At 68.2% G+C, this 13362-nt stretch carries 2 protein-coding genes; both read left to right on the top strand.

Annotated elements, in window-relative coordinates; genetic code table 11:
• On the top strand, positions 1-12633 hold the full coding sequence (locus ACQ4WN_RS13450) for a filamentous hemagglutinin family protein (RefSeq protein ID WP_436552001.1): 12633 nt from the start codon (positions 1-3) through the stop codon (positions 12631-12633).
• Complete coding sequence (locus tag ACQ4WN_RS13445) at positions 12630-13343, top strand: sigma-70 family RNA polymerase sigma factor (RefSeq protein WP_436552000.1); 714 nt, start codon at positions 12630-12632, stop codon at positions 13341-13343. The genes ACQ4WN_RS13450 and ACQ4WN_RS13445 overlap by 4 nt, the downstream gene beginning before the upstream one ends.
• Positions 13344-13362: the final 19 nt, after the last annotated feature.

Below are 13362 nucleotides of genomic sequence, written 5' to 3'. Positions count from 1 at the left end.
ATGACCAAGCTTCACACTGCCCAGCGCCCAGTCCCAAACGTTGACACGGGCGCGCAGCGGTCCTCCACGCTGGGCAGCCGCTTGCGGCTCACGCCGCTCGCTTACGCACTGACCACCATGCTGATGGCGGGCGCCTTCACTACGCCGGCGCGCGCGCAGCAGGCATTCAGCGGCGGCTGGTTCGCGGCCAAGGGCGCGGCGCAAAATACGGCGGCCAGCTCGGGCCGCCTGCCGAATGGCCAGCCGCTGCCGCTGGGCAGCCGGCCCGAGGGCCAGCAACAGCAGGCTAATCAGCAACTGCAGCGCTCGATCAACAACCTGAACCTGGCCGCGCGCGCCATCGCCGCGCAGCAAGCATCGCAGGCGCAGGCGCGCCAGCAAGCCGTCAGCGGCGCCAGCGCGCCAAATGGCCTTGCGCAGGGTGGCTTGCAGGTCGACACCAACAGCCTGACGGCAGGATGGCTGAATGCCCAGGCGCCCGTGCAGACAGTGGCGAACGGCAAGACGGCCGTGGTAGTGCAGCAGACGGCGGACAAGGCCATCCTGAACTGGGAAACGTTTAACGTTGGCAAGGACACGACCCTGACCTTCCAGCAGCAAAAAGACTGGGCCGTATTGAACCGGGTCAACGATCCGCAAGCACGTCCCAGCCAGATTCAGGGCCAGATCAAGGCCGATGGCACGGTGCTGCTCGTCAACCGCAACGGCATCGTGTTTACCGGCACGAGCCAGGTCGATACGCGCAGCCTGGTGGCCGCCGCGGCCCGCATCAGCGACACACAATTCCAGAAAAACGGCATCTACAGCCCCGGCACGGCCGGCGGCACGACGTTTACCGATGCGGCCGGCAAGGTGCAGGTGCAGGCGGGCGCGCGCATCGCCAGCAATGCGCCCAAGGGCAGCACGGAAGGCGGTGGTTACGTAATGCTGCTGGGTAAAGAGGTGCACAACGGGGGCGAAATCAGCACGCCCAAGGGGCAGGCCCTGCTGGCCGCGGGCGACAGTTTTGCCATTAAAAAAGGCGTGGGCACGGATGGCAACCCGTTGTCGACCACGCGCGGCAGCGAAGTCACGCCGCAGTTCGCGGCTGGCAGCACGGCGGGCAAGGTCGTCAACACGGGCCTGATCCAGGCGCGCGAAGGCAACATCACCCTGGCCGGGCGCACGGTGCAGCAGGACGGCGTGCTGCTCGCGTCCACCACCACGGCCACGCGCGGCACCATTCACCTGAACGCGCTGGGCAGCGACGCGGCTGTCACCGTGGGACGGGGCGCCACCACGGCCATCCTGGTCGAGGACGATGGCAAGACCACGGCGCTCGACAGCCAGCGCGACGCCATGCGCGGCCCGGTCGTGACGTCCACGGACAATATTGTCGCCGTCAACGACCGCCGCGACCAGTCGCGCATCGAGATCGGCAGCGCCGGCACGGTGGAATTTCTCGGCGATTCCCTGACCCTGGCCACGGGGGGCCAGATCGCCGTCAATGCCAGCAGCCGCAGCCTCGTGCGCGATGGAGCGCAGCTCGACGTCTCCGGCGCCGTGGGCGTCAAGGTGGCGATGGCGGCGAACAATGTCGAGATCAATGTGCAGGGCAGCGAGCAGCGCGATGCGCCCGTCAACCGCGACGGCAAGGCCTTGATCAACAGCAATATCTGGGTCGACCGCCGCAAACTGGTGTTCGTCCCGAAGGGCACGAACGGCTACGACAGCGATCGCTGGTACACGGCGGGCGGCTTGCTGGAAGTAGCCGGCTACCTGGGCACGCAAGGCCATTCCGTCAGCGAATGGATGGCGCAGGGTGGTACCGTGACCTTCGGCGGCAAGGATGTCGTCACGCAGGCTGGCTCCGGCATCAATCTGTCGGGTGGCACCCTGGACGTGCAGACGGGCGCGCTGCGCCAGACCTGGCTGAAAGGCGCGGACGGCAAGCTGTATGACGCGGGCAGCGCGCCCGCCGACCTGGCTTACCTTGGCGTGTACAAGGGTTACGAGGAAGAACACGCGCGCTGGGGCAAGGAGGCCAGCGCCTTCTACGCCAATCCCCTGATCGCCGCGCAACAGCGCCTGGAAAACGGCTACACGGTGGGCCGCGACGCGGGCAAGCTGGTGATCGCCACCGGCTCGGCCGTACTGGAGGGTGGGATTGCGGGCGACGTCTTCCAGGGCGAGCGCCAGACGCAGGCGCCACAAGCCCTGCTCGACGGTTACCAGCAGTCGCAGCTGGCGGCCGCGCAGCGGGGCCAGCTGATCGTGGGCCAATATCAGCCGATGTTCGACAAGCGCACGGGCGTGCTGCAGCATGTGCTGTCGGCCGTCATGGACCAGGTGCGCCTGACGCGCGTGCAGGACGGCATCGCCGCCGGCCTCGACGTGGCAGGCGCGCTGGCACCAGAGCGCCAGGGCAAGCTGCTGCTCGATACCAGCTTGCTCAATGAGCTGCAACTGGGCGCCATCCGCATCGCCGCGACAGGATCGATCACGGTCGACGGCGCGCTGCAGGTGGCCGACGGCGGCAATATCACCCTGTTCGGCAAGGACGTGGCGGTGAACGCCAGCCTGCGCAGCCATGGCGGCAGCATTGCGGGCGGCAATGTGCTGAACCAGATCGGCGCGCTGGGCATGGTCGATACCCTGGTCAATCCGGGCGCGCCTTTGGGCAAGCTGGTGATAGCCGATGGCGTGACCCTGGACACCAGCGGCTTGCTGGCCAATGTGCTGCGCGACCCGCTGGCCGCCGCCGGCCTGCCTTACCTGAACGGCGGCAGCGTGTCCCTGCGCGCGGTTGGCGACGTGCGCATCGGCAGCGGCAGCCTGATCGACGTCAGCTCCGGTGCGGCCATCCTGGCGCAGGCGAAACAGCAGGGCGGCAAGGGCGGCAATGTGACCCTGGCCAGTTATGGGCCCAAGGCCGACCTGGCGCTGGGCGACGGTGCGCAAGTGCGCGGCCATGGCGTGCAGGGCGGCGGCAAGCTGGAGCTGCAGGCTAACAGGATTGTCATTGGCCAAGCTGACAAGCCTGCGGCCGGCACCTTGCAGCTGGACGGCGCCTTCTTTGACAAGGGTTTTTCCAGCTACAGCCTGGTCGGCAAGCAAGGCGTGACGGTGGCGGACGGCACGCAGGTCGACGTGCGCATGCCCGTGCTGCGCGTGGTGGACAATGAAAAACTGGTCCAGTGGACGCCGGATCAATACACGGAAAACGCGGTCAAGAGTACCTTGACGCAGCGCAAAGGCGCCAGCCTGGTCCTGCAGGTGGGCGATATCCAGTCCGGCGCGGCCGACATGGCCAGCGCCGAACTGCTGGTGGGCAAGAATGCCGTGGTGAATGTCGATGCGGGCCAGTCCATCAAACTGGCCAGCGTGGGCCAGCTGACGGTGGAAGGGCGCCTGAACGCCTGGGGCGGCAAGATCAGCCTGGGCGGCGTGGACGTCGACGTGAATGTGTCCGAGGCGGTGGAAGCGGCCGGCCATGGCCGTTCCATCTGGATAGGCGAGAACGCCGTGCTCGACGTGGCGTCACGCGCCGTCTCGGCCACCGACGTGCAGGGCCGGCGCTACGGCAAGGTGGTCGATGGCGGCAGCATCGTCATCGGCGGAGATATCGACCATGCGCAGGGCAGCACGTCGGCGGCCAGTCTGTTTGTCGTCGTGCGCGACGGCGCCGTGCTCGACGCTTCCGGCGCGCACGCCGTGCTCGACGTGAACGGCGCCGCCATCGACGTAGCCAGCGCCGGCGGCAGCATCGCGCTGGCGTCGAACAATGGCTTGTACCTCGATGGCCAGTTGCTGGCCCGGGCTGGCGGCACGGGCGCGGCGGGCGGCAGCCTGTCCGTGGCCAGCGGTACCCCCGTCTACCTGAAAACGCTGGCGACGGACAAGGTGCTGCAGGGGCGCCAGTTGGCGTTGACGCAGCGCAAGGTTGCCAGCGACTTGGCCGATGGCGTCAGTGCGCAGGACGCGGCGCAGGCGCTGCAGTACGGCCACGGGCGTTTTTCCGTGGAGCAATTGGAGGCGGGCGGCTTCGGCAACCTGGCCCTGCTGGGCGCCGCCTCCTTCGATGGCGACGTGTCGCTGCACCTGCAGCAAAGTTTCCAGCTGTATGGTGCGCCCGTGCTGACACCCGGCAGCAAGCCCGGCGCGAAAGTCAGCATCGCGGCGCCGTATGTGCGCCTGGCCAGCATCAAGCCGGCGGGCAAGGATTTCTATGTCACGCCGGGCAGCGCGGGAGCGTCGCCGGTGGCCAGCGCGGTCAGCATCGCGGGCGACCTGATCGACGTGCGCGGTATCGTCTCCATCCTGGCCGACGACGTGCGCCTGACCAGCCGTGGCGACCTGCGCTTCCTGCTGTCCCCGCTGGGCTGGGATGGCAACCAGGCGACGACAGTGCTGTCCACGCCTGGCGACATGACCCTCAGCGCGGCCCAGCTGTATCCGGAGACGGGCGCCGGCGCCGCCGTGCGGGCCGGTTATGGCAACCTCAATGGCAAGATTGGCTACGATCCCGCGCACAGCCTGAACATCGCCCGCACGACCGACAGCGTACCGGCCATGCCGTATTCCGCCTTCGGCTCGCTGGAACTGGAGGCCGCGCACATCGAGCAGGGCGGCGTGGTGCGCGCGCCGCTGGGCCGCCTGGCGATCGGCGCGGCTCGCTATGATAACGACAAGAGCCTGAGCGTCAATCTGCTGGCCAACAGCATCACCTCGGTCAGCGGCGCCGGCCTGGTCATGCCGTATGGCGGCACCGTCGATGGCCAGACCTGGAACGTCAACGGCAAGCCGGCCACCTTGATGGGCGTGGGCGGCATCAATTCGCAGGGCGGCCTGCGCATCGGCGTGGACATGGCCGGCGTGGCCGTGGACGTGCGGCCGGGTGCGCTGCTGGATCTTTCCGGCGGCGGCGAACTGATGGGCGCCGGCTTCATCGCGGGCCGCGGCGGCTCGACCGACGCGCGCTACCATCCGCTGGTGCAGGTGGGCGCGAATGGTGGTTTTGTCTTGCCGGGACTGGCGAGCAACCCTGTGTACGCCATCGTGCCGGGCGTGCAGGCGCCGCAGGCGCCTTCGGGCGGCACCGATGCGGCCATCGGCCGGCAGGTGACGCTAGGTGCCGGCGTGCCGGGTCTGCCCGCCGGCACCTATACCCTGATGCCGTCGACCTATGCCTTGCTGCCGGACGCCTTCCGCGTTGAACTCAACGGCCTGGCGGGCCAGGGCAGCGCCGGCACGCTGGCGCAGCAGATGCGTAACGGTTCCTGGGCCGCGCCCGGCACCCTGTCGATTGCCGGCACGGACATCCGCGCGCCGCTGGCCAGCCAGCTGATACTCACGCCGGCGAAGGTCTTGCGCACGTATTCGCAGTACAACGAAACCGGCTATGCCGCGTTCGCGCTGGCCGATGCGCAAACGCGCGGCATTCCCCGCGCGCTGCTGCCAGCCGACGCGAAGACGCTCAAGCTGACCCTGGCGCAGGGCGGCGGCCCGGACACGTTCCTGTTCCAGGGCAGTGGCAAGTTCGCCGCGGCCGAGGGCGGCTACGGCGGCACCGTGCTGCTGATGTCGAACGATACCGCCAAAGGCGACATTGAAATCCTTGCCGACGGCGCGCCCGCTACCAAAGGCGCCGGGCAGGTCAGCGTGCGCGCCTCAAGCCTGAACAATATCGGCGCTGCCCGCATGGTGCTGGGCAATGCGCCTTCTGTTGAGTATGGCCAGGGCGGCAACTACGTGAGCTTCGCCGCCAGTTCGGCGCGCGCCATCTACCTGCGGGCGGGGGCCGTGCTGTCGGCGCCCGAAGTATTCCTGGTGGCCCAGGACCCTGGCAATTACGAATTGGGCGATGGCTTGATCGATATCGCCGCCGGCGCCGGTATCAACACCCTGGGGCGCGGCAAGGCGGCGTATGACGCCAACGATGGCTTCATCTACAAGAAGGGCCGCGCGGACGTGCATATGGTGGCCGCTTCGAACGGCTTGATGAATGTGGCGCCGGTCGGCGGTTCGGCGCGTGGCGGCATCCGCATCGGCATGTGCGGCGACGCTTGCGCCGGCACCAGTACAGCGAGCCTGTACTCGGAAGGCACCTTGCTGCTGTCGACCAACGGCAGCTTTGCGCTGGACGACACGGCGCGCTACGGCACGCGCAACCTGGGCCTGGCCGTGGGCGCCATCAACATGGGCAGCAGCGAAGCGCTGGCGGCGGCCCAGGCCAGCGGCACGCGTTCCGGCGGCCTGGCCATGAACCAGGGCGTATTGGACCGCCTGCTGCGGGGCGACACCAGCGCGGGCGCGCCGGCGCTGCAGGCGCTGGTGCTAAGTGCGGCCGACAGCGTCAATTTCTATGGCGACGTGGTGCTCGACACCTACGACAAGAGCAGCGGCAAGTCCACGCTGGAGCGCCTGGTGCTGACCACGCCGGCCATGTATGGCCAGGGCGATGCCAGTACGGTAGCCACCATCCGCACGGCAAACCTGATCTGGGGTGGTGCCCTGTCGCCGGCCGGCAACGTGATTGCGCGCGGTGCCGGCACGGGCAGCGGCACCCTGAACCTGGAAGCGGAACGCATCGATTTCGGCTTCGGCCCTTTCACGCAGCCGGCCGGTGTCGCCGCGTTCGACCGCCTGGCGCTGGGTTTTGGCGCAGTCAACCTGAAAGCGTCGGGCCAGGTCACGGCCAACCACAAGGGTAGCCTGTCCGTCTACCAGGCGCAGGGCGCGTTCGAGGCAGGCAAGGGTTTCCAGTACAGCGGGGCCAAGCTGAACATCAGCACGCCGCTGCTGACGGGCGAGGCCGGTTCCGCACACAGTTACACGGCGGGCGGTGCGCTCACAGTGACGGCGCCGGCCGGCGCGGCGGCAGCGATTCCAGCCAAAAATAGCGCCGCGCTGGGCGCGCAGCTGGCCTTGAACGGCGAGAGCGTGAGCGTGGCGACGGCCGTGGTGTTGCCGAGTGGCAAGCTTACCATCAATGCACAGCACGACATCAGCGTGGCCGACGGCGCGCGCATCGACATGGCGGGCCGCAAGAGCAGCTTCTTCGACGTGGATAAATACAGCTGGGGCGGCGACGTGACCCTGGACAGCCGCGCCGGCGATATCCGCCAGGCTGCGGGCAGCGTGATCGACCTGTCGGCCGAGAACAATCGCGCCGGCAGCCTGAAGGCCGTGGCGCTGGACGGCGCGGCCGGCATGGTCGATTTGCAAGGCAAGATACTCGGTGGCGCCAGCGGCAGCTATGATGCAGGCGGTACCTTCGTGCCATACAAGAAGGGCAGCGTGGAGGTGCGTGCGCAAACCCTGGGTGCGGGCGGCACGCTGGATAGCCAGTTCGCCTCGCTGAACAAGCGCCTCACGGAAGGCGCGGTGACGGGCGGGCGCAGCTTCCAGCTGAAACAGGGCGACCTGAGCATCGGCAATGAACTCAAGGCGGGCGACGTGCAGGTGTCCGTCGACAATGGCCGCCTCACCGTCGCAGGCGTGATCGATGCCAGCGGCGAGCGCGTGGGCAGCATCCGCCTGGCCGGCAAGCGCGGCGTCACCTTGGCCGGCAATGCCGTGCTCGACGCGCATGGCACGCTCTTGCGCGTCGACAGCTATGGCAAGATCATCGACAGTCCGAACCGGGCCACGGTGGAACTGAACGCGGGCGAGGGCTTGCTGGACCTGGCCGGCGGCGCGCAGATCGACGTGCGCCACGGCACGGCGGCCTTGGCAGGCAAGGGCAAGGGCGAACACGATGGCGCGGCGCGCGGCACGCTGGAACTGAGCGCGCCGCGCCTGGGCAGCGGCGGCGCGCGCACGGACGTTGACGCCGCCACCTTTGGCGACATCGCCATCGCGGCAGGCGGCGGTTTCACCGTGCGCGGCGCGAAATCCATCGCCGTCAACGCCATGCAGCGCTATGACGACGCCGCCTACGCCATGGTTGCCGACGCCAATGGCGTGCTGGTGCAAGACCTGTCGGTCAGCGGTCGCCCCTACCAGGTGGTCAACCAGGCTTACCTCGACAGCAAGCATGCCGACAGCACGGCCTTCATCGATGCGGCGCTGGCCAATACGAACTTGCGCAACGGCAAACTGGCAGGCTTGACGACGGCCGCGTATGCCGATGCGCTGCATTTGCGTCCCGGCGTCGATATCGTCAGCAAGACGCCGGACGGCGACCTGGTGGTGCAGGGCGACCTGGACTTGTCGGGCCTGCGCTACGCCAGCCTGAATCCGCGCTTCCAGCAGACGGGTGTACGCGGTTCGGGCGAGGTGGGCAGCCTGCTGCTGCGCGCCGGCGGTGACCTGAGCATCTACGGCAGCATCAATGACGGCTTCGCGCCGCCGCCCGCCACCAAGGATGACAAAGGCTGGATCTTGCTGCCGGGACGCGACATCAACGGCAGCGATGTCATCGTGCCGGGCAAGGGCGTGACCGTGGCCGATGGCACGCTGTTCCCGGGCGGCATCGCGCTCAATTACGACTTGCCCGTCAAGGGCTTCCATCTGAGCGCGAATACGCGCCTGCCCGTGGCCGTGACCCTGGACCAGGCCGTCACCTTGCCGGCGGGTACGGTGCTGGCGGCCGCCGTGCGCGACGGCGCCGGCAATATCGTCCACGCGGCCGGTACCCTGCTGGCCACGGCACAGGTCTTGACAGCTGGCATGCGCCTCGATGCGGGCAGCGTGCTGGCGCAAACGGCCAAGGTACGCGCCATGACCTGGCCCAAGGGCGTGCCGCTGCCTGGCGTGGCGGGCGAACTCTCGGTGTTCGCACTCAATGGCAGCCTGGCGCTGGCCGTGGGTGCGCTGATACCGTCCGGTACGGACGTCAAGCTGCTGCCCAATGTGGAGTCGATCCAGCTGCGTCCGGAAGTGGCGGGCAGCCAGGGCAAGCTGTGGGCCATCGCGCCCATGCTGGCCGAGGGTTCGCAGTCGTGGGGCATGCGCCTGGTGGCCGGCGCCGACCTGGACGCGGCCGACACGCGCAGCGTGCAGGCCCATCCCGCCCACGGCACCCTGCGCCTGGCCGACAGCCATTACGGCATGTATGGCGTGCTGGTACCGCCGAAGGGTGTGCAATACTGGAGCCAGGCGGCTGCGGATCTGGGCATCGAGGGCATCGTGGCCGGTGAAATCATCACCGACGAGTTCCTCAGCAACTTCGGTACCAATATCGTGGACTTTTGTGCTGGCGATCCGACCATGTGCGTACTGAAGGTGGCGTATGTGTGGACCAAGGTCGGCGCGGATGAGTTTGCCGACCCCGGCGTGAAGGCGGGCGACTTGCTCGACCCCGTGGCAATAGGCTGGCCAACTGTATGCGAGGAGAACCCCACCTGGTGCGGCACGTCGAACCCCACGTTTGACTATAAGGCGAGCAGCCTGCGCTACAGCGTGTTGCGCACGGGCACGGGCGACCTGGACCTGGTCAGCGGCGGCGACCTGCGCATGGACAGCCTGTATGGCGTGTACACGGCAGGCATGTCGTCCATGGCGACGGCGGCAGGCGACCCGTATAACTTGCCGCGCGCGCGCAATGCGGACGGCAAGGTGCTGGGCAACCTTGATGGCGCGCATGAACGCCTGGTCGACGGCGGCGCCGAGAGTATTTACCGCGCCTGGTATCCCGCGCAGGGCGGCAACGTGCTGCTGCAGGTGGCGGGCGACTTGAGCGGCTCGCTGATCGACGCGGCGGCCGCCAGCAACCAGCGTCCCGTGAGCAAGGATGGCATGGCCGATTCGGTGGCCGTGGGCAACTGGCTGTGGCGCCAGGGCAGCGGTGGCGTGGCCACGGGCGGTGCGGCGCAGCCGACAGCGTGGTGGATCAATTTCGGCAGCTATGTGGGCCGCGATACCCTGGCCGATACCGTACTGGGCTTTACGGGCTTCGGTACCCTGGGCGGCGGCAATGTGCGCGCCGAGGTGGCGGGCGACGCTGGCGTGCTGGCGCCGCTGACTGGCAATACGTATAACGGCAGCATCAATCCCAGGTCGCAGGGCTTGCTGTTGGCCGTGGGCGGCACGGGCCGCGTGCTGGCCGATGGCAGCCTGCTGCAGACCGGCGGCGGCGACCTGGACCTGCGCGTGGGCGGCGCCCTCAATCCGGCCGGCATGGCAAACCTCAAGCACTTGAATGGCGCGCTGGTCGATTTGCGCGGCCATGTGGAAGCGTCGGCCACGCAATTGGGCAGCCTGGCGCTGCAATACGGCACCCAGGCAACCGATCACGTGCCGCTCGAAGCGCGCGCCTACGATGCTTTCCGCGCCACGCGCGCCACCGCGCGCGGCGGCATGACCCTGGTGCCTGGCGACGCCACGTTCAGCGTGGCAACAATGGGCGACCAGGTGCTGCAGGACGTGGCCGACCCCGGCCGCGTGACCCCGTTCAATGCCACGCCGTTCACCGGCGCGGCGGGCGAGCAGGGCTACGGCTACAGCTGGTTCAGCCTGTGGACGCCGCGCACGGCGCTCGACCTGTTTTCCGCCGGCGGCAACATGACGCCGCTGACGGGCCCGGTTGGCACGGATACCGACCTGGCGATCGTCTATCCCTCCATCGTGCGGGTCGCGGCCGCGAATGGCAGCCTGTACTATGGCAAGACGATCGTCGATTGGGGCGCCGCGTCCGGCTACGCGGATCCTTTGCTGCTGGCACCGTCGCCCAACGCCCAGCTGCAATGGCTGGCCAGTGATTCCATCTACGCGGGCGGCTATGCCGTCAGCCAGTCCGGCGCCGCCGCCGAGAGCATGGTGACGCCGTTCAAGCCAGGCTTCACGGGCTGGGATATTAATCCTTACGTGAGCAATCCCCTGGCTGCGAATGTCTCGAGCACGGGGACACCGGCAACGAAATGGAACTTCCCGCTGTTTGCCTTCGGCCCCAATTCCTCGGCCGGCCCCGCCAACAGCGGTACGCAGGCGGCCCGCATCTATGCCGTCACGGGCGACCTGGTGGGCGTGAACAGCGGGCGCATCCTGGAATTTTACGATGCCAGGCGTGCGGGCGTCACCTGGTATGAAGGCGGGCAACCCGTGTGGATGAAGGCGGGGCGCGATATCGTCGGCAGCGGCACGGCGCAGCTGGAAGCCATCGAAGGCACGGGCAGTAGCGGCGTCGGATTCAGGAATTTCAGCAATCTGTTCGTGCACAACAATGCATATGACGTATCAGTGGTCTCGGCCGGGCGCGACATCCTGAACAGTTCCTTCAACGTGGCCGGCCCCGGCACGCTCGATATCAGCGCCGGGCGCAATATCCTGATGCAGGACAAGGGCAGCGTCGTCAGCCTCGGCCCCGTCGTGGCGGGCGACAAGCGTCCGGGTGCCGGCATCGCCATGCAGGCGGGCGTGGGCGCGGCCGGTCTCGACTACTTGCGCTTCGTCAAGCCCTATCTGGACCCGGCGAACGTGGCGCAGACGGGTGTGCCGCTGGCCGACCAGGCAGGCAAGGTGGTGAAATCGTACGAGGGCGAACTGGCGAGCTGGCTCGGTGAGCGCTACGGTTTCAAGGGCACGGCCGCCGAGGCGCTGGCCTACTACCTGGCATTGCCGGAGCCGCAACAGCGCGTGTTCGCCCGCAATGTGTATTTTGCGGAACTGAAGGCGGGCGGGCGCGAGTACAACGATGCGGACAGTTCGCGCTATGGCAGCTTCCTGCGCAGCCGCAACGCCATCGCGGGCCTGGCGCCGGCCACGGACGCCAGCGGCAAGGCAATTTCCTATGCTGGCGACATCGTCATGTATCGAGGCACGTTTGCTCTCTTCAACTCGGGCTCGGGAAAATACGACCGCATCGTTCCCCGCAGCGCTTACGTGCATACCAACTTCGGCGGCGATATTGAGCTGCTGACGCCGGGCGGCAAGCAGGTGTTCGGCATCGAAGGCGAAGCACCGCCGTCGACCTCGGGTGTCATCACCAAGGGAGGCGGCAATATCGAGCTGTTCTCGCACGGCAGCATCCTGCTGGGCCAGAGCCGCGTCATGACGACGTTTGGCGGCGATATCCTCGGCTGGTCGTCGCAGGGCGACATCAACGCGGGGCGCGGTTCGAAGTCGACCATCGTCTACACGCCGCCCAAGCGCGTGTATGACAACTGGGGCAACGTGACCCTGTCGTCCGACGTGCCCAGCACGGGCGCCGGTATCGCCACCCTGGCGCCGATCGCGGAAGTGCCGGCCGGCGACGTGGACTTGCTGGCGCCGCTGGGCACCATCGACGCTGGCGAGGCGGGCATCCGCGTCTCGGGCAACGTCAACCTGGCCGCGCTGACGGTGATGAACGCGGCGAACATCCAGGTCAAGGGCGAAGCGAAGGGCATGCCGACGGTGGCGTCCGTGAACGTGGCCGCCATGACGAATGCCAGCGCGGCCGCCACGCAGGCCACGGCGGCGGCGCAGGAGGTGGTGCAACGCGAGCGCGCCGCCACCCGTTCGGCGCAGCCATCCGTGTTCACGGTGCGCGTGCTGGGCTTTGGCAGTGACGCACCGCCCGACAGCGCGCAAGCGATGCCGCGGGACGGCGCGCGCATCGAGGCAGCCGACTACAACCCGCGCAGCGCCGTGCGCGTGCTGGGCCTGGGCCCGCTGCCGGAATCGGCCACGCGCCAGTTGACGGCGCAAGAGCGCAGCAGGTTGTCGCCATGATGGCCCGCATGGCCGAACCCTTGCCCTTGCGCGCGGCTGGCATGGCCTGGTACGGGCCCGCCATCCGGCCCCGTCTGCGGGCGGCCAACGACATGGCGCCAGCGCCAGCGTCGTTGCCGGGGCAGGGCAGGCAGATGCAGGCTGTGCTGGAAAGCAATTACCGGGGCTTGCACCGGCGCCTGACGCGCCACCTGGGTTGCGCCGAGCTGGCCAGCGACAGCCTGCACGACGCCTGGCTGCGCCTGGGCGCGTGCACGGCATGGGGTGGCGCGGCGCTGGCGCACAGCCCCGTCGCCTATGTGTTCCGCGTGGCGTGCAATGCGGCCATGGACAGCCTGCGCCGCAACCGCGCCTGGCTGTATGCGGACGAGGGCGATGGGGATGGCGCCGCTGGCCTGGTCGATTTCCTGGCCGATACGGCGGCGGGGCCGGAACGCCTGGCCGAACTGCAGGCGGACGTGCGCCGGCTGGCGCAGGCTGTCGACTTGTTGCCGCGGCGCCACCGGCAAGTGCTCGAAGCGCTGCGCGTGGATGAGCTGACCCGCCAGGAAGTGGCCGAGCGGCACGGCATGTCATTGCGTAATGTCGATACGGCCTTGCGCCAGGCGCTCGACCATTGCGCCCGTCACACCGGTTACGCGGCGCAGGGCGGCGTCGGCACGACCCGGCGCAGCCTGAGGCTGAACGTTCGTTCGCGTACAGACGCGTAAATCTCCTGCCGCCAGACTG

This window comes from Janthinobacterium pasteuri (assembly GCF_051380775.1).
Lineage (GTDB): Bacteria > Pseudomonadota > Gammaproteobacteria > Burkholderiales > Burkholderiaceae_D > Janthinobacterium.
The sequence above is the reverse complement of the archived record's forward strand: the minus strand, read 5'-3'. Positions and strand labels throughout refer to the sequence as shown.

What these genes read in the sequence shown, in the direction of transcription:
- ACQ4WN_RS13450 (WP_436552001.1), top strand. Translation starts at nt 1, where the DNA reads ATGACCAAGCTTCACACTGCCCAGCGCCCAGTCCCAAACGTTGACACG.
- ACQ4WN_RS13445 (WP_436552000.1), top strand. Translation starts at nt 12,630, where the DNA reads ATGATGGCCCGCATGGCCGAACCCTTGCCCTTGCGCGCGGCTGGCATG.